The following is a 17,134-nucleotide window of genomic DNA, read 5'->3' on the forward strand; positions in this document are numbered from 1 at the left end:
GGTCGCGCATGCACGCCGGACTCGATGGATTGTCGCTGGCGCAGGTCGAATCGGCGGTGCAGCGTCTGTACGACCTGGGCCGCATCGAACTGATCCATCGCGGCATGATGCCGGAGGCCGAAGTATTCCTGTGCCGCTATCAGGGCCGCCGCTTCAACCTGAAATACGATCTGGCCTACGGCGCGGAGCTGCAGGCCGTCGCGGCGTTTTCGCACGATGAGCTCGATGCGATCGCGGCTTCGCTGGTCGCCGCGGCCGATCAATAAACCGACCGATCGCGCCGCCGATGCACGGGGCAGCGATTGCGTCCCTTAGTCCGCGAACACCCGCAGCTCGCCGTCGCGATGCACGAACAAGGCGTCCGACAGGTTGTAGGCCGAGGACTGCGCGATCTGCGCGGCGATGTCCTTGAGCGAATCCACGCTGCGCTGATCCTCGCTGCCGCAGACCATCACCTCGTCGCGCGCGGCGATCGCGAACACCGGATCGCCTTGCACCTGGATGCGTTCGCTCCAGTGCTCGAACAACAACACCATGCTCGCGTCGTAGTTGCGGTCCAGCCGCGCCACGAAGCGGCCGTCGGCGCCTTGCACCTTCAACTCCGGCAGGAACCGGCTCAGGTTGCTCAAGGCCTGGGCGCGCAAGGCATCGCCATCGAGGCCGCCGCGTTCGGCGTCGGCCGGCGACAGGAAACTCATCGAATCGGGGGTGTCCTCGACATAGGTCAGGACCAGATCGCCGGCCAACGGCTCGACGATGAAGGGGATGCGCTCGCCGGCGCCGGTCGAGCGCGCCTGCTGCAGGGCGATCTCGTGCCAGCCGCGGGTCTTGAGCACCGGCAGGATCGTCGCCACGTCCAGCGCCGCGGGCCGGTCCAGGCCGCGTTGCACGTCGCGCGCCGAGGCGATCTGGTCGGCGAATACCGTCTCCAGCGACTCGGGCGCGTCGAGGTAGCGTTGATAGCTGTTGCCGAGGAAGTGGGTGGCCTTGAAGCCGTCCGGCAGCGACCAGTCGATGCGCGCATCCGACACCAGCGCGCCGTGGGCGATGCTCATTCGCGCCTCCGGCCAGGCCGCGCGCAACGCCGCCGCGTAGCGGTCGGCGAAGCTGTGCAGGTCCATCGGATGCGCGGGCCCACCCTGGTCGCGCTTGCCGCCGAACAATTTGCTGAAGATGGACATGACCGGCTCCCTGTGGTCGTTGGTCGGCCGACTATACGACCCGCCCCCTCGGCGGTCGTACTCACAATCGTCACATCCCCGGTGAGCGGCTAGGCTGCGCTCATGGACCCATGCACAGATCGCACACGCCGGCGTTTGCTCGCCGCCGCCCTCGCCGCCGGCGCCGCCGCGCTCGGCACCAGCGCGCTGCCCGCCATCGCCGTCGCGAGCCCCGCCGCGAGCGGGCCAGCCACGCGCTCGCGCCTGATCCTGCTCGGCACCGCCGGCGGGCCGACTCCGAAGGCGCTGCGCGCCGCGCCAGCGAACGCGGTGGTGGTCGGCGACGCGGTCTACGTGGTCGATTGCGGCAACGGCGTGGCCCGGCAGATGGCGCTGGCCGGGCTGTCGCTCGGCGCGATCCGCGACGTGTTCATCACCCACCATCATTCCGATCACAACGCCGACTACGGCAACCTGCTGTGGCTGGCCTGGGCCGCCGATCTGCGCCACCCGGTCGACGCCTGGGGGCCGCCGCCGCTCAAGCGCATGACCCGGCGTTTCCTGCAGCTCAACGATACCGACATCCGCACCCGCATCGCCGACGAAGGCCGGCCGCCGCTGGCGCCGCTGATCCGCCCGCACGAACTGCGCCGAGGTGGCGTGGTGATGCGCGACGATCGGGTCAAGGTCACCGCCGCGCTGGTCGAGCATCCGCCGATGACCGCGGCGTTCGCCTACCGCTTCGACTGCCCGGATCGCTCGATCGTATTTTCCGGCGATACCCGGCCCTGCGCGGCCTTGATCGAACTCGCGCGCGGCGCCGACGTGCTGGTGCATGAGGTGATGTACCTGCCGGCGCTGGAACGATTAATCGCCAGCGAAGCGCAGGCCGCGCGGCTGCGCCAGCATCTGCTCGACAGCCACACCACCACCGAGCAGGTCGGGCGGTTGGCGACCCAGGCCGGGGTCAAGACGTTGGTGCTGAACCACTTCGTGCCCGGCGGCGATGCGTCGCTGACCGATAAGGTCTGGCGCGATGCGGTGGCGCCGTATTTCAAGGGCGAGTTGGTGATTGGGCGGGATTTGATGGAGCTTTGAGGAACCCTACGGGCCGACTTACCCGCCCTTCTCCCGCCAGGCGGGAGAAGGTGCCCGAAGGGCGGATAAGGGCAAGCGGCGGAGTCTGCGAGGCGCATGTGGCGTCCCGTGCCCCACACCCTCACCCCAACCCCTCTCCCGCGCCGCGGGAGAGGGGCTTGTTGCGCGGTGTCGGCGAAATCCCGCTCGCAGTCTGTTCCCTTCTCCCGCCAGGCGGGAGAAGGTGCCCGAAGGGCGGATGAGGGCATGCGGCGAAGTCTGCGAGGCGGATGTGGCGTCCCGCGCCTCACACCCTCACCCCAACCCCTCTCCCGCGCCGCGGGAGAGGGGCTCGTTGCGCGGTGTCGGCGAATCCCGCTCGGAATCGATGCAATGCCGTCGCTGCGAGAGGCGCAAGACGACTCGCTCTCAACGAAACGCCGCGCGCACCGCCGCGATCGGAAACCGCAACCAGATCGCCGCGAACACGCCCGCGCGCACCAGCGCGCCGCGACGCGGGGCTTCGAACTTGCTGAAGTAGCGCCACAGGCCGCGGTGCTTGTTCCATTCGACGAAGAACGGCCGCGAGCGGCTGGACACGCCGCGCACGTGCATCACCCGCACGTGGTTGGCGACCGCGACGGTGGCGCCGCTCTCGCGCACGCGCCGGCACAGGTCGAGGTCTTCGGCGTGCAGACGATAGCCTTCGTCGAACCCGCCGATGCGCGCGAACAAACGCCGCGGCATCAGCATCAACGCGCCCGAGGTCGCTTGCACCGATTGCAGTTCCTGGCTGTCGTCCGGCGCCACCGCCATTTTCGGCGCGGCCCACGGGCGCAACAGGCCGGCCAGCATCGCGCCGAAGTCCGGATCGCGCCGGCGCACGGCGGCATCGCGCTCGTCGTGCTCGTTGACCAGGTCGGCGCTGATCAGCGCATCGCCGAGCGGCGCGGCCAGCGCGTGCAGGCGCGCGAAGGTGTCGGGTTCGACCATGCAATCGGGATTGACGAACACCAGCCAGTCGTCGTCGCGCGCCGGGTCCAGCTCGGCCACGCCTTGATTGCAGCCGACCGAAAACCCGGGGTTGTCGGGATTGGCGACGAAGCGCAGACGCGGGTCGAGCGAGGCGTGGCGCTGCACGATTTCCAAGGTGCCGTCGTCGGACTGGTTGTCGACGACGCGGATCGCGGCGACGCCGATGCACTCGCGCAGCCGACTCAGGCATTCGTCGATGGTCGCGGCGCTGCGGTAGCTGACCACGATCGCCTGGAATTCCGCGCGGCCCGGCAATGGGCGCGGATCAGAGGAAAAGGTCACGTTGCGGTTCCGGTGGGCCGACGCGTTCGAGGCGTTCGGCGAGGTGTTGGCGCAATTCGCGCAAGGGATCGTGCATCAGGAAATTCGCCAGCCGCGCATGCCAGTCGGGCCAGCGCGAGGCCAGCGCGTCCATGTCGCCGTCGCTCGGGCGGCCTTCGCCCAGGCGGGCGACGTAGGCGGTATCGCACAGCACGTTGCGCCAGCCCAGACCGGACAGGCGCAGCGACAGGTCGGTCAGCGCGGCATACCACGAGCCGTAACTGGCCGCGTCCAGGCCGCCGGCGCGGCGGCGCGCGCTGCCGCGCAGCAGCACCGCGTGGCCGATCGCCGCGGGCAATTCCGGATGCGCGGCCGGCATCTGCGCCAGCGCGCGGGCCAGGCGTTCGGCGTCGCCGGCATCGGGCAAGGGCGCGATCTCGCCGATGCGCGGCCACGCCGCGGCTTCGCCGGCGTTGCACCACGGCGTGGCCGAGGCGATAGCGCGATCGACCGACAGACACGCGCTCAGGCGCGACAGCCAGCCCGGCGCGGGCACCGCGTCGGCCGCGAGCACGGCCACGTCGGCTTCGCCGCAGGCGATCAGGATTTCGTCCAGGTGCGCGACCTCGCCGATGCAGCGCTGGCGACGGCTGTAATCGGCCTTGAGCGCGGTGCGCTGCAGCCAGCGCTCGATGATGGCGTAGCCGCGCGGCCCGGATTGGGCGTCGTCGGCCAGCCACACGCGAGTACCCGGCGGGGTGCACAGCTCCAGCGCGGCCAGGCAGGCGTCGAGGGCGTCGTCGTCGACGCCGACCGGCACCACCACGATCGGCAGGTCGCTCATGGCGCGGACGCGTGCATGACGCGGGCGGTGGGCGGCGCGACTGCGGCCGGGCCGCGCGCGGGCGGCGCGGCGGGGCGGAGCGCGGACGGGTGCTGACGTTCGGGCATCTGCGCGTTCGTAAGGGACGCGCATAGTGTGCGCGATCGAGGGCGACGGCGGGTGATGGCGGTGCTTGGGGAGTTCGCGGCGGGCAAAAGCGAATCCCCCCTGCCCCCCTTTTGCAAACGGGGGAAAGGCAAAGGCAGGACGCGCGTTGGTTTATCCGGACGCCCCAACGCAAACGGGGCCGGCAATGCCGGCCCCGTTCGATCCGCCGCCGTGGACGCGGCCACGGCGAGGGCTTATTTCTTCTTCGGATTCAACGGTTCCATCGCGCGGAACCGACGGCTGTATTCGTCGGTCAGGCCGCGCGACTCCTCCGGATTGCGCACCAGCGTCGGGGTCAACAGGATGATGGTCTCGCGCCGGGTTGTGGACGAGCCCTGCTTGCCGAACAGCGCGCCGAGCACCGGAATCCGGCTCAGCCCGGGCAAGCCCGAGCCGGTACGGCGGGTCTCGTCGTTGATCAGGCCGGCCAGCAGCACGGTCTCGCCGCTTTGTACCGCCGCCTCGGTCTTGAGCTTGCGATTGTTGATCGTGACGTTGGTGCTGTTGGCGTTGAGCGGCGCGCCGACCGAGCTGACTTCCTGCACGATGTCCATGAACACCATGCCGTCGCGGCTCACGCGCGGGCGCACCTTGAGGATCACGCCGGTGTCGAGGTACTGCACCTGGCTGTAGGTGTTGTTGTTGCCGGTGCCGGTATTGACCGACACCGACTCGATCGGAATGCGCGTGCCGACGTTGAGCGAGGCTTCGGCGTTGTTGCGCACGAACACCGACGGGGTCTGCAGCAGGTGCACGTCGGTGACCTTGTCCAGCGCGCTGATCACGGCCGCGGCACCGCTCTTGACCAAGCTCCACGACAGGCCGTTGCTGTTGGTGACGGCGGCGCCGATGGTGCTCCATTTCAGCGGCACGTCGGGATTGGTGCGTCGGTTGAGATTAGGGAAGCCAGCGTCGGTGGCGGCCTGTTCCAGGTACCAGTTCACGCCGTAGCTGAGATCGCCAGTGAGTTCGACCTCGGCCACCTGCGCTTCGATGTGCACCTGCATCGGCATCACATCGAGCTTTTCGATCACGTTGCGGATCGATTTCCAGGCCTGCGGGCTGCTGCGCACCAGGATCGAGTTGGTTTCCTCGACCGCGGCCACGCCGACCTTGCTGCCGTCGACCTCGAGCGTCACCGCACCGTTGCCGGATCGAGTCGCTCCCAACGACGCGCCATTGCCCAGGCCACCTCCGCTGGAACCCGAGCTGCTGTCGCTGCCGCTGTCCTTGCCGATATCGGCCGTGGACGTGCCCGAGCCGTTGTCGCGCACCTCGGTCGACTCCAGCCCCGGCATCAACGAGGGCGAGCCGTCGCCGCCGCCGGAACTGCCGCCACTGCGTCCGCCGAACACTTCCGACAGACGATCGGCGAGGTCCTTGGCCTTGATGTACTTGAGTTCCAGGGTATACAGCTGGACGTTGTCGCCGGCGCTGTCGATGCGGTCCAGCCAGTCCTTGATGTCGTCGAGGTAATCGGCCTGCGGGGTGATCACCATCACCGCGTTGGCGCCTTCCAACGGCATGAAGCGGAACATGCCCGAGACCGGCGACTTGCTCTGCTCGCCGAACACTTTTTCCAGGTCGGCCACGACCTTGGTCGCCTTGCCCGACTGCAGCGGGAACACGCCGACCGACATGCCCGACAGCCAGTCGACGTCGAACACCTCGACCGTGCGCAGGTAGTTCTCGAGCTCGGCGCGGGTGCCGCCGACGGTGATGATGTTGCGCGAGTTGTCGACGTTGACGATCGCGTTCGGGCGCGCGTACGGCTTGAGGATCTTTTCCATCTCGGTGGCCGAGATGAACTTCAGCGGCACGGTGCGCACTTCGAAGCCGCGCGCCGACGCCGGCGAATTGGTGCTCGGGGCGACGTTGCCGGCCAGCGCCTGATCGGCCGGCACGACGTTGTAGCGGCCGCCGGTGTAGACCAGGCGGGCGTTGTTCCAGCTCAGCACCATCTCCAGCAGGTTGAGCGCTTCGGCCGAACTGACTTCCTTCGGCGTGGCCAGGGTGACGGTGCCCTGCACGCCCGGCGCGATCACGTAGTTCTGGCCGAGCATGTCGCCGAGGATGGCCTTGACCACCGCGTGCACCGATTCGCCCTCGAAGTTGAAGCTGGCCGTGCCGGTGGTCGCCGGCAAGCCCGGCGGCGGCCGCGAGGCGGCGCCGCGGTTGATGGTCTGGCCGGTGCCGCGACGGATCTGCGCCTTCGGGCCGTCCTCGTCGGTCTTGGCTTCCAACGGCTCCTGCTCGACGCCGTTGTGGACCAGGCGCGCGCCCGCCTGCTCGGTCTGCGGCCCCTTGAGCGCGGCGGGATCGCCGTCGCGCCGCACGCGCGGGGACACCACGCTGGCGCACGAGGCCAACTGCGTGGCGATGATCGCCGCGACCAGGGCATGGGTGGCGTATTGCTGAGAACGTAGCTTCATGCGTTCACTCTACGGCGTGTTGGCCGGGGGTTGAGCGGCTTGCTGCTGCCGCAGTTGCGCGCGTCGCGCCTCGATCCGCTTGCGGATGGCTTCCATCTGCGCCTGCTCGGTGAGCGGCGCGGAGGTGTTGCTGTCGGTCGGTGCTGCGCTCGGTGACGGTGAGGGTTGCGACGGTGGTGGCGGGGTCTGCGACACCTGCGGCGAGCGATTGGGTTGCGGCGGCGCGATCGGCCCGGCCGGCGGCACGGTGCGTCCGACCGGTTGCGCGCCCGGGCTGCCCGGCGGCGGCGAAGCGACCGCGGTCGGCGGCTGCCCGCCCTGGCCGTTGAAGATGCGCAGGTCGAGTTCGCGCCGGCCTTCGGGGCCTTCGAACACCGCCCGGCGCGGCTCCAGCGAGGTCAGGCGCCAGGCCGGGTGCGACTCGGGCACTTCGCCGAGCTTGACCCGCACTGACTCGCTGCCGTCGGCCGGCTGCAGGAACGCCATCGACAGCTGCGGGGTGATCAGCACGCTGGTCAGCAGGTAGTCGAACGTGGCCGCCTGATTCTCGCCCTCGCCCTTGCCCTGCATGAAGAACGGCTTGGGCCGGCGGTCGTCGACGAACAACGGGCGCGAGGCGATCTCGCCGTACTGGCTCAGCGGGCCGAGCGTGTCGGGCGGGCTTTTTTGCACCTGCGGCAGCGGTTTGACCAAGGTCGGGTCCTCGGCCAGCGGATCGACGTGGCGCCCCATCCCGGCCAGGGCCAGCACCCAGGTCAATAAGGCCCAGCCGGCCGCGGTGGCCAGCAACCAGGTGCGCGGGCTGGCGTCGTCAAGGCGCATCGGTGGCTCCGGCGGCGGGTTCGGGACGATCGGCGTCGGCCGCGCCTGCGCCGGCAGGCGCCGCGGCGGCCGGCGCGGGCGCCGGGGTCGGACGCAGGTAGCCGTACAGATCGAAACTCACGTCCAGGCCGCCGTCGTTGGCCGGGCCGGCGGTGCCGGGCACGAAATAGCCGCGCGTCGACAGCAGATTGAGATTGCCGACGAACAGCCGCGGCGAGCCGCTTTCGAGCGAATGCAGCACCGCCGCGGTTTCCGGCGCGCCGCAGCGCAGGCGCACCTGCACGACCACGCGCGCGTAGCGGTCGCGGCGCGGTTCGGCCAGCGGCGAACGGTTGACGATGCCGCAGCTGCGATTGCCGGGGCTGGCCTGCAGCACCACGGTTTCCAGACGCTGGACCAGGCCGGCGGTGGCCAGCTCGGCGGTCGCCTCGGGCAGGAAGCCCGGGCGGGTTTCCTGCTGCTTGCGCACCAGTTCCAGGCGTTGCTTGATCTGCGGCGCCTGCTTGAGCTCCATGCGCTGGCGCAGTTCGCGCTCGCGCAGGCTTTCCAGCGAATCGCCGGCTTCCATCATCGGCACCGTCCACCACGGGTGGATCAGCACCGCATAGGCGATGGCGAGCGCGCCGAGCAGCAGGCCCAGGGCCAGCCAGCGGTCGCGATCGGCGGTCAATGCGCGCAGACGGTTCATGCCCGATGCGGCGGCCACGCTCGACTTAGGGGCCACGCGCGGCCTCCGGGGTCTGCGGTTTCGGCGGGCCGATCTCGGCGGTCAGGGTGAAACGGTCGCGGTTGGTCGCCGGGTCCGGCTGGACCGCGCCGGTCAACGCCGGCGAGCGCCACAGCTTGGTGCCCTGCAACTTGCCGATCAGCGAGGACGCCTCGCGGCTGAGGCCGATCATCAACAGGCTCTCGTCTTCGATCGCGAGTTTTTCCAGGTACGTGGTGTCGGGCATGCGCCGGCTGAGTTCGTCGATGATTTCCACGGTGCTCGGGCGCGCGGCGCGGGTGCGGTCGAGGAAGGCCTGGCCTTCGATCAGGTCCACCAGCTGCTGGCGCTGGGTCGAAGCCTGACGCGCGGAGGCGGCGTTCTTAGCGATGGCCTGCTGCAGATCGTCGATCGCCGCGCGGCGGTTTTCCAGCACCTGCCACATCGCCGCGGCCAGCGCGAACAGCGCGACCGCGGCCAGGGCCAGATTCCAGTAACGGAACGGGTCGCTGCGGGTGCGGCGCTGCGACGGCGGCAACAGGTTGACGCCGAGCGGCACGCCGTCGGCGCCGGCCACTTCGATGCCCGACAGGGTCGAGGCCAGCGGGCCGATCTTGGCCAGTTGCGGATCGAGCGCCTGACGCGGCACCGCGACCAGTTCGGCGTCGAGCTGGCCGTCGCCGTCGCGGCGCGCGAGCACGCGCGCGTCGTAGGCGACCGCGTCGGCGGTGAACGGGGTCTGGCGGTCGATTTCGAAACCCACCACGTCGCGCAGCCGATCGGCCGCGGCCGCCGGCAAGGTCAACCGCCGGCGCAGACTGGTCGCGGGCGGCAACAACAGCCAGCGCGGCAAGTCGCCGATTCGCGGCGGCAACAACGGCGCGAGCGGATCGGCCACGATCGTTCCAGCGCCCGCCTCGGCCGGCGCATTCAGATCGGCCAGGCTCGGCAGCACCGCCAGATCGCGCACTTCGCTGCCCTGTTGCAGGCGCAGGTGCACGCTGTCGCCGTCGACCTGCAGCAGCAGGCGACCGCGATCCACGCCCAGCGCCTGACGCGCGCGCAGCGGCAACCACGAGGCGAGGGTGCGTCCCCACCACGAGAAAAAGCCGCCCGCTCCTGGTGCAAGCCGCGCGCTCAAACTTCTCAACCGGTTGGCGCCCAACCGGCTTTCGGCAACTTGCGAGTTCATCGTGATGAAGCTCCCTCCTCCCAACGCAGCGGCGTATAGGTCATTCCCGGTAAGGGACTCCCCCCCGCTCGCACGACCACCCGCAACACCGATTCGCGGCCATCCGCCAGCCGTGCACGGCTGTCGATACTATAGGTTCCGCTGCGTTCGCCGACGAGGCCGGCGAGTTCGCCACCGCCCCCCGCACCCGGCAACTGTGATCCGGGCTGCGTTCTGCGCCGCTGCTCGACAAGCTGGGCGCCATTCATCCCCATAGCATTGAGCACTTCGACCGACGCGAACGCAGGCTCGGGCCGGGTACGTCCGCTATAAACCGTGACGTGTGGCTCGATCTTGGCATACAGCGCCGGAGTGAAGCCCAGCACCTGCTCCAGTTCGGCCACGCTTTCGAATTCGGCATCCTTGGCCCCATAAGGTCGTCCCGCCGACGCATAGTCGGCATCTTCCGCGCCACCGGCCGGCTGGGTCAGGGTATCGGCATCGCGCCAATCGATGATCGCCGCGGCCAGTCGCGCCGCCTCGGATTGCTCGAGCTTGCCGGTGCCCTGGATCAACGCGGTCAATAGCGCCGCGTCGGCCTGGTTGAGATCGATCTTGCCGTTCTCGTCGACGATGGTGATCTCCAGCTTGGCATCGCCATATGTCCAGCGATGCGGGCGTCCGTCGGGTTGCCACTGCAGTTTCTGGTCGGTCATCGCGACCCGGGTCATCGCGTACTCCAGCCCGGCGCGCGAGGCGTTCTGCGCGACCAAGCCGCGCACCATCACCCGTCCCTGCAGGTTCTCGGTGCGCGCGCTCAGCGCGAACGCGCCGATCAGCGCGGTCAGCAGCGCGATCATCCACATCACCAGCAGCAATGCCGCGCCGCGCGCGTTGCGGCGGGCCACGAAAGAAGCTGCGACGACAGCGCGCGGACGCATCACAGCTCCGGCACGAAACCGCCGGCCGAGGCGGTGGCCAGCGGCAGCGAGACGATCAGCGGCGGCCAATCGCGGCCATCGCGATCGGTAAGCGTGACTTCGACGAACAACGGCAGTTGGTCCGGCGTTTGCCAGCGTTCCTGCCATTCGCCGAGCTGGCCGCGCTGCGGATCGATCGCGCGATAACGAAAACGCGCCGACTTCAAGCCGTCGACCAGCAACTCCGGTGGACGTTCGCGCGCTTCCTTGATCGTCTCGCCGGCCAGCACCATCGACAGCGACAGCACCATGCGGGTCTGGTCGCCGTCGTTCTCGATCGCGAAATCGTGCAGATACGGGCCGCCCTGACCGAGGTAATCGGGCAGGTCGGCGACGAAACGCAGGCGGTCGGGTTCGCCGGTGAAACGCTGCGGCACCGCGGTGCTTTGATCGAACGCGAACGGAATCGGCCGGGTCGCGGCGATGCGCTTGCGCAGGAACCCTTCGACCGCGCGTTCGCGTTCGCTGCGCTGGGCCAGTACTTCGCCGCGGGTGGCGGTCTTGGTCGCCGCCGACAAGGTCGCGAAGGCCAGGGTCAGCCCGGCGACCAGCAACACCATCGCCAGCAACACTTCGATCAGGGTGAAGCCGCGCGCCTGCGTCGCCGGGCGCGATCGCAGCCGTGCGCGCGCGAACGTGGCCGCGCGCGCGCGCCTCACAGCGACACCTCGTTCGACGCCGCGCTGCTGCGCAGCGAGCGCAGGAACAGACGCCGGCCCGCGCCGCCGTCGCCCCACTCCACCGCGAGCTGCACTTCGAACAAGCGCGGAGCGTTGGGGTCGATCAGTTGCGACGAGGCCGGCAGTGGGTCGCGCCATTGGGCGACGCCGAGGGTCCAGCGATAACGGCCGTTTTCGAAATCGCCGCTGCGCTGGCCGGGCTTGAGCGGTTGTGCGACCCCGACCTGATCCATCAGCGACTGCGCGTACAACGCGGCGCGTCCGGCATCGCTGGACCAGCGCACCTGCTTGGCCGCGCCCGACAAGGTGCCCAGCAGCAAGGTCAGCGCCATCGCCAGCAACGCGAACGCGACGATCACTTCGAGCAGGGTGTAGCCGCGTTGGCGCAACGACGATGCGCGATGCGAAACGCGCGTGCGCGCAAGCGACGACGACCGCGGCGCGTTCATCGCGGCGCCTCACCGCGCTTGAGTTTGACTTCACCGGTCAGCCAGGCCACGTCGACATTCCACGCCGCCTGCTTGGCGCTGAGCTTGACCCGGCCGCCGGTGGACGCGCCATCGGCGAAGAACATGATCGCGCCCTCGCCGCGGCGCGGCTGGATTTCGCGCGCGCCGGTGAAGACGATGCCGAGGGTCTTGGGAATATCGCCGCTGCGCCCGTTCGGCGCGGTCCAGGTGTGCGCGGTCGGATCGATGGTGAATTTCTGCGAGCGCCCGGTCGCGATCGCCTGGCTGCGCGTGTAGCGCAGCTGCGAAGCGATTTCCTTCGACGCCGAACGCAACTGCATGCCGGCCATGCCGCCGTTCATCATGCCGACGGTCAACACGCCGATGCCGGCGATCAGGGCGATCACCAGCAGCATTTCCAGCAGCGACATGCCGGCCTGGCGACGGCCCGCGCGCGCTGGCATGCGCATGCGCGCGCGCGAACCAGCGCGTGCGCTGCGCGCCGCGGCCGGGTCCCCTCGCCCTCCTCGGGCGGAGGGACTGTGCCGCGAGCGGATGCTCATTGGATGCGCGGTCGCTGAGTGCTCAGTTGTTCTTGATGTCGCCGTCGACGCTGGTGCCGCCGGCCTTGCCGTCCTTGCCGTAGCTCACCAGGTCGTAAGGACCGCTCTCGCCCGGCGCGCGGTATTCGATCGGATGGCCCCACGGATCCTTGAGCTCGGCGTCTTTCGCGTACGGACCCAGCCAGCCGTTGGCGTCGGCCGGGGCCTTGACCAGTTCCTCAAGCGAGGACGGCAGGCGGCCGGTGTCCATCTGGAAGGAATCGATCTTGCCGGCCAGGGTCTGCACCTGTCCCTTGGCGAGGTTGTAGTCGCCGCGGTCCTTGCCGCCGAGCACGCGATTGCCGACGAAAGCCAGCACCGCGCCGATCAGCACGATCACGATGATGATCTCGATCAGGCTCATGCCGCGCTGGCCGGCCGGAGACGGGGAACGGGTGAGGCGGCGGCTGTTCGAACGGGATTTGCGCATGTCGGTCATCCGTTAGGAGGGAATTTAGGCTAATGCTGGACTGGTAACGTCTCGCGGACGCGGACGGGGTTGAGCCTTGCTCAGGAATTCTGTTCCGCGACGATTTGCAAAGTTCACCGGCCAAGGCCGCGTGTTCGCGCCGGTACAGCCTGCGTTCAACGCCGCCACATGAACAGGCGGCGAAGCGTGACGCAGCGCGGTAATCCGCAACGAGGGCGGGAGCGGCGCGCGCATGCTCAACCGATCGAATTCGTAAGGTCGTACAGCGGCAGCAACACCGCCATCACCACCGTGCCGACGATGCCGGCCAGCACCACGGTCACGATCGGCACCAGCGCCGCGAGCATGCGGTCCAAGGCCATGCCGGTGTCCTGTTCGAAGGTCTCGGCGGTCTTCATCAGCATCGCGTCGAGCGCGCCGGATTCCTCGCCGACCTGGATCATCTGCAGCGCCAATCGCGGGAACCGCTTGCCCTTGGACAAGGCGGTCGACAGCGACACGCCGTTCTTGACCTCTTCGGCGGCGGCGTCGACATCGGCGGCCAGGACCCGGTTGTTGAGCACGTTGCGGCCGATGCCGATCGCGGTCATCAGCGGCACGCCGTTGCGCACCAGGGTGCCCAGGGTGCGGGTCAGGCGCGCGGTCTCGATCTTGCCGATCAGCGCGCCGACGAACTTGCGCTTGAGCAGCCAGCCGTCGAGCGCCTCGCGGAACGCCGGATCTCGACGCTTGCGGTCGAACCACAGCACCGCCAGCGCCGGCACCGCGATCAGCACGATCCACCAATTACGCACGAACAGGCCCAGCCACAGGATCACCTGGGTGAACATCGGCAGCTCAGCGTCGAGGCTTTCGTACATCTGGCCGAACTGCGGCACCACGTAGCCCAGCAGGAACATCAGGCTGGCGCCGACCATGCACAGCAGGATCGCCGGATAGATCAGCGCATTGATGACCCGGCCCTGCATGACCCGGCTGCGCTCGAGGTAATCGTCGAGCCGGGACAGGGTTTCGTGCAGATTGCCGCCCGCCTCGCCGGCCCGGACCATGTTGATGTACAGGCGCGAGAAGGTGCCGTGCTGGCGCTCGAGCGCCACCGACAGCGAAGTGCCGCCGCGCACCGCGTCGCGGATGTCGGCGACCGTGCTCTTGGCCGCCTCGTCCTCGGGCAGATCGAGCAGGATGGTCAGCGCGCGATCCAGCGGCTGGCCCGCGCCGAGCAGGGTCGACAACTGCTGAGTGAACTGCACCAGCCGCGCGCCGGTGAAGGCCTTGGGCTTGAACAGCCCCTTCCACGACGACGATGCGCCGGCCTCGGAGGCGAGCTTGGCCTCGACCGGCAGATGCCCCTGTTCCTGCAGCCGCTGCACGACCTCGACGTTGCTGGCGGCCTCCATCTGGCCATCCAGCATTTCGCCGCGCGCGTTCAGGGCTTTGTAGTGGAAAAGGGGCATGCCGGACTCACGTGAAACGCAAGGAGTTAACTACTACCACGCCCAGCGCAGCCCCACACTGCCATTCTGGGATTTGAAACGGTCCCCGTGTTGGAACTCATAAGCAAATTGAAGTTCCAGATTCTGCCCACGGCGGGCCCTGAGGCCAAGGCCGAGTGCGGAGCGGTCGGCCGGTACAGCCAGGCCTCGGCTTCGGAAACTCAGCTCCGGCGCCCCGACCAGCGCCGCATCCAACTCGGCATAGCGATCCGAAGAGCTCGACAGCCACCGCGCCTGAACCGCGGGCTCCAGGCGCCAGCTGTCGCCTTCGTAACGATACGACCAGCGGGCGCCCAGTCCGGCGGTGGTGCGCTCGACTTCCAGGGTCTTGCCCAGCAGATCCAGATCGGCGGCGCCGGTTTCGCGGAATGCGTCTTGCTTGATGCGATCGACTTCGATGCTCAGCAGCGGTTGCAGCAAAGAAGCGCCGATCTCGACATTGATGCCGGCTTCCAGCGAAGCGCCGTAGCTCTCGCCGTCGTACTCGGAACCGGCCCGCCGCTGGATCGAACCGACCCGTATCGAGCGAGCCAGCTCATTGTCCAATTGCGAATAGCTCAACGCCCCATCGACATAAAAGCGCGCGCCGGAATAGCCGCCGTACAACGACAACCCCAGCGTATCGGCCTCGCCACGCTCGCCCCGCGCGAAGTCGGCATCCAGATTGCCCGCATGCACGCTGGCACCCAACAGCCAGTGCTCATTCAACCAGGCGTCCATGCCGATCGCGATACCGCGCGACGTGTAGTCGGCGCCATGCGCGGCGGCTTCGGAATCCATTTGCCCGGAACCACCAAAAACCTGCACCCAACCGGCTCCGCCGCGGTGGCGCTCGTCTTCGCTGCCACGCCGCTCCAACAGCCGCCTGGACAGTGCCTGCGTGCGTTCCGCGGCGTTATCCAGCAACACGTTGGCGAAACTAGCATGGATGTTCCCGCTCAGACTCGACAAGGCCGAGCGTGCTCCACCGACGTCCAGCGTGCTCAATTCATCGAGCACGGTTTCAGTATCGGGACCCAACTGCTGGCGCACGCTGATCGCATCGACCAGGGCCGCGGACTGACACTGATTGAAGTCCGAGCAAACATCCACGTAACGGGTGCGATTGCGTGCAACGTCCAGATAGACGTGTTGCGCGTCGTAGGACAGCAACAGATCCAGGAACGGCGAATTCTGCGTGAGCTGAGCGAACTGGCCGCTGACACCGCCGGCGGCGTCGACCAAGACATAGCGCGTGCCGCCCGCGTACTGGCCGGGCGCCTTGACCACATCGACCCGGCCGCCTTGCAAGGTGGCCTTACCGCCGACCCGCAACAGGTCGGAAGCGCCGGCGGCGTCGACATCGACCTGCAAGATGCCGCTGGCCTGATGAAGGTAGTCGCCCGTGATGCTCAAGGTTCCCAGACTGTTGCCCGGCGCCAGCGTACCGGCATTGGCGAGGCTACCCACGCGGCCCACCCCGGACAACGCAGCACCCGCAGCCACGCGCACATCGCCGCCCAAGGCGCCATCCACGATCAGGGTTCCGGCATTGACCGAAACGGCTCCGGCATTGGCGGCGCTATCGCCGGAAATACGCAGAACGCCAGCGCCGACCTTGGTCAGAGCGGTCGCGCCGACCGCGCCGGCCAAGTCGAGCTGGGCGCGCTCGCCGATGTCGAAGCTCAACGGCGACGTGGCCGATTGCACGGCGCCGGACAGGGCCCAACGCGAATCGGCGACGGCCTGGATGGTTTCGAAATCGTGGAAAGAGGCCAATGCGAGGCTGTTGCCGCCTTCCAGACGCAGGCGATCGTTACCCTCGCCGCCGTCGACGCGTCCCTCCAACGTCGATCCGCCCGTCATGGTCAGGCTGTCGTCGCCTGCGCCGAACGAAATCGCATTCGATGCCTTGATCATGCCGTTGTTGAGGATGCTGTCGTTTCCGCCGCCCAATCCGATCGCATAGTGATCGGACACCCTGGACTCAATAAGACCACCGGCATAATTCGTGATTCTGGAATCGCCGCCGTCGATCCCCACGGCGGTTTCGCCCACGATGGTTCCGCGGTTGTCGATTTGCAATCCATTCGAGCCGCGTACCGCGACAGCCCGGTCGGACGTAATGGTCGCACCGGCCTCGTTGATCAGCTGTCCGGCGTTTTGAAACGAAACACCTATGAAGCGAGCCGCTCGGATGTCACCGCGGTTCACGACGCGACTGTCATCACCCAGCTCGATCGCGGTGCCTTCGCCGTAAACGGCGCCGGAATTGATGAACTCGGCGCGCGCACCCAGTTCGGCGGCGGTCGATCGGCTCCTGATGGAACCGATGTTGTCCACTCTGGCGTCGGCGCCGAGGATGCGGATCGCTCCAGGCGAACTGAGGCTGTTATTGACGATGCTTCCGCTATTGTTGATACGCCAGGCATTACCGGTAGCAGTGATGCCCAGCCCCGTAGCATCGGGAATCACACTGATCTCCGAACCGGCCTGAATGTTCACGACCACCGAATCGACCCCAGCTCCGCCGACTATCCCGCTGGTTTGAGGATTAGGAGCGGTCGAATCACAGTTCACGGTTTCGCCGCTGACCGGCGAGTTATTGCTGCAGGCGGCCCACGCCGGAACCTGTATGGCGCATGCGATCGCGACCGCTAAAACCCGCAGACCCACAGAGCCGACGCCGCGCGAACGCACCGAAAACCGATGGATTTCAACATCCATATAGTAAACCTCGAACCTTGCCGCACACACGGCACAAATAAAGACTGCAAATATTAGCTGATCGTGATCGCATCTCTCGCGACACGAGAGAAAACGACGCCCAGCGTTTAGCAGTGCGAAAACCGCATGCGGTCAGAGT

Annotated in this window: 16 protein-coding genes; 2 read left to right on the plus strand and 14 right to left on the minus strand. The window is 68.0% G+C overall.

The genetic code is table 11. The annotated features are described in order from the left end of the window. Window positions 1-8 precede the first annotated feature (8 nt). On the plus strand, window positions 9-266 hold the full coding sequence (locus ASD86_RS00695; protein ID WP_056105870.1) for a hypothetical protein: 258 nt from the start codon (window positions 9-11) through the stop codon (window positions 264-266). A gap of 45 nt (window positions 267-311) precedes the next feature. Here the strand turns inward: ASD86_RS00695 and ASD86_RS00700 are convergent, their stop codons facing one another. Further along, window positions 312-1,181, minus strand: coding sequence for a hypothetical protein (locus ASD86_RS00700; protein WP_056105873.1), 870 nt, complete (start codon window positions 1,179-1,181; stop codon window positions 312-314). 102 nt (window positions 1,182-1,283) lie between these two features. Here ASD86_RS00700 and ASD86_RS00705 point away from each other — a divergent pair, with 102 nt between their 5' ends. Continuing rightward, window positions 1,284-2,258 carry an MBL fold metallo-hydrolase gene (locus ASD86_RS00705; protein ID WP_056105874.1) on the plus strand — a complete coding sequence of 325 codons (975 nt, stop codon included), beginning with the start codon at window positions 1,284-1,286 and terminating at the stop codon, window positions 2,256-2,258. Window positions 2,259-2,666: 408 nt separating this feature from the next. On the opposite strand, the gene ASD86_RS00710 is transcribed toward ASD86_RS00705, so the two are convergent. The 13 genes from ASD86_RS00710 to ASD86_RS00770 form a co-directional block, all read right to left on the minus strand. Next, on the minus strand, window positions 2,667-3,554 hold the full coding sequence (locus ASD86_RS00710) for a glycosyltransferase family 2 protein (protein ID WP_235567623.1): 888 nt from the start codon (window positions 3,552-3,554) through the stop codon (window positions 2,667-2,669). After that, window positions 3,538-4,377, minus strand: a complete 840-nt coding sequence (locus tag ASD86_RS00715) for a hypothetical protein (protein ID WP_056105878.1) — start codon at window positions 4,375-4,377, stop codon at window positions 3,538-3,540. Before ASD86_RS00715 ends, ASD86_RS00710 begins: the two co-directional genes overlap by 17 nt. Window positions 4,378-4,718: 341 nt before the next feature. After that, a complete protein-coding gene (gspD, locus tag ASD86_RS00720; protein ID WP_056105881.1) occupies window positions 4,719-6,956 on the minus strand; it encodes a type II secretion system secretin GspD in 2,238 nt (745 codons plus the stop codon). A 9-nt stretch (window positions 6,957-6,965) separates the two neighbouring features. Further along, on the minus strand, window positions 6,966-7,778 hold the full coding sequence (locus ASD86_RS00725; RefSeq protein WP_056105883.1) for a hypothetical protein: 813 nt from the start codon (window positions 7,776-7,778) through the stop codon (window positions 6,966-6,968). Then, window positions 7,768-8,466 (minus strand): type II secretion system protein GspM, encoded by a 699-nt coding sequence (gene gspM / locus ASD86_RS00730; RefSeq protein WP_056105885.1) that lies wholly within the window; start codon window positions 8,464-8,466, stop codon window positions 7,768-7,770. The genes ASD86_RS00725 and gspM overlap by 11 nt, the downstream gene beginning before the upstream one ends. A gap of 25 nt (window positions 8,467-8,491) precedes the next feature. Next, window positions 8,492-9,676, minus strand: a complete 1,185-nt coding sequence (locus ASD86_RS00735; RefSeq protein WP_082577945.1) for a PilN domain-containing protein — start codon at window positions 9,674-9,676, stop codon at window positions 8,492-8,494. Continuing rightward, window positions 9,673-10,521 (minus strand): type II secretion system protein GspK, encoded by an 849-nt coding sequence (locus ASD86_RS00740; protein WP_235567653.1) that lies wholly within the window; start codon window positions 10,519-10,521, stop codon window positions 9,673-9,675. Before ASD86_RS00740 ends, ASD86_RS00735 begins: the two co-directional genes overlap by 4 nt. A 74-nt stretch (window positions 10,522-10,595) precedes the next feature. After that, the gene (locus ASD86_RS00745) at window positions 10,596-11,255 is read right to left on the minus strand and encodes a prepilin-type N-terminal cleavage/methylation domain-containing protein (RefSeq protein ID WP_056106996.1); all 660 of its coding nucleotides are present in this window, start codon (window positions 11,253-11,255) and stop codon (window positions 10,596-10,598) included. A gap of 35 nt (window positions 11,256-11,290) precedes the next feature. Beyond that, the gene (locus ASD86_RS00750; protein ID WP_235567624.1) at window positions 11,291-11,704 is read right to left on the minus strand and encodes a prepilin-type N-terminal cleavage/methylation domain-containing protein; all 414 of its coding nucleotides are present in this window, start codon (window positions 11,702-11,704) and stop codon (window positions 11,291-11,293) included. A gap of 56 nt (window positions 11,705-11,760) precedes the next feature. Continuing rightward, entirely contained in the window at window positions 11,761-12,228 is a 468-nt protein-coding gene (locus tag ASD86_RS00755) for a GspH/FimT family pseudopilin (protein WP_235567625.1), read from the minus strand. A 121-nt stretch (window positions 12,229-12,349) separates the two neighbouring features. After that, on the minus strand, window positions 12,350-12,796 hold the full coding sequence (gene gspG / locus ASD86_RS00760) for a type II secretion system major pseudopilin GspG (RefSeq protein ID WP_046659318.1): 447 nt from the start codon (window positions 12,794-12,796) through the stop codon (window positions 12,350-12,352). Between the two features lie 236 nt (window positions 12,797-13,032). Then, window positions 13,033-14,250: a type II secretion system F family protein gene (locus ASD86_RS00765; RefSeq protein ID WP_036104727.1), complete on the minus strand. Its 1,218-nt coding sequence runs from the start codon at window positions 14,248-14,250 to the stop codon at window positions 13,033-13,035. A 33-nt stretch (window positions 14,251-14,283) separates the two neighbouring features. Beyond that, entirely contained in the window at window positions 14,284-16,995 is a 2,712-nt protein-coding gene (locus ASD86_RS00770; protein ID WP_082577947.1) for an autotransporter outer membrane beta-barrel domain-containing protein, read from the minus strand. Window positions 16,996-17,134: the final 139 nt, after the last annotated feature.

The organism is Lysobacter sp. Root690 (genome assembly GCF_001427785.1).
GTDB lineage: Bacteria > Pseudomonadota > Gammaproteobacteria > Xanthomonadales > Xanthomonadaceae > Lysobacter.

What these genes read in the sequence shown, in the direction of transcription:
- ASD86_RS00695 (WP_056105870.1), top strand. Translation starts at nt 9, where the DNA reads ATGCACGCCGGACTCGATGGATTGTCGCTGGCGCAGGTCGAATCGGCG.
- ASD86_RS00700 (WP_056105873.1), bottom strand. Translation starts at nt 1,181, where the DNA reads ATGTCCATCTTCAGCAAATTGTTCGGCGGCAAGCGCGACCAGGGTGGG.
- ASD86_RS00705 (WP_056105874.1), top strand. Translation starts at nt 1,284, where the DNA reads ATGGACCCATGCACAGATCGCACACGCCGGCGTTTGCTCGCCGCCGCC.
- ASD86_RS00715 (WP_056105878.1), bottom strand. Translation starts at nt 4,377, where the DNA reads ATGAGCGACCTGCCGATCGTGGTGGTGCCGGTCGGCGTCGACGACGAC.
- gspD (WP_056105881.1), bottom strand. Translation starts at nt 6,956, where the DNA reads ATGAAGCTACGTTCTCAGCAATACGCCACCCATGCCCTGGTCGCGGCG.
- ASD86_RS00725 (WP_056105883.1), bottom strand. Translation starts at nt 7,778, where the DNA reads ATGCGCCTTGACGACGCCAGCCCGCGCACCTGGTTGCTGGCCACCGCG.
- gspM (WP_056105885.1), bottom strand. Translation starts at nt 8,466, where the DNA reads ATGAACCGTCTGCGCGCATTGACCGCCGATCGCGACCGCTGGCTGGCC.
- ASD86_RS00735 (WP_082577945.1), bottom strand. Translation starts at nt 9,676, where the DNA reads ATGAACTCGCAAGTTGCCGAAAGCCGGTTGGGCGCCAACCGGTTGAGA.
- ASD86_RS00740 (WP_235567653.1), bottom strand. Translation starts at nt 10,521, where the DNA reads ATGTGGATGATCGCGCTGCTGACCGCGCTGATCGGCGCGTTCGCGCTG.
- ASD86_RS00755 (WP_235567625.1), bottom strand. Translation starts at nt 12,228, where the DNA reads ATGCCAGCGCGCGCGGGCCGTCGCCAGGCCGGCATGTCGCTGCTGGAA.
- gspG (WP_046659318.1), bottom strand. Translation starts at nt 12,796, where the DNA reads ATGCGCAAATCCCGTTCGAACAGCCGCCGCCTCACCCGTTCCCCGTCT.
- ASD86_RS00765 (WP_036104727.1), bottom strand. Translation starts at nt 14,250, where the DNA reads ATGCCCCTTTTCCACTACAAAGCCCTGAACGCGCGCGGCGAAATGCTG.
- ASD86_RS00770 (WP_082577947.1), bottom strand. Translation starts at nt 16,995, where the DNA reads ATGGATGTTGAAATCCATCGGTTTTCGGTGCGTTCGCGCGGCGTCGGC.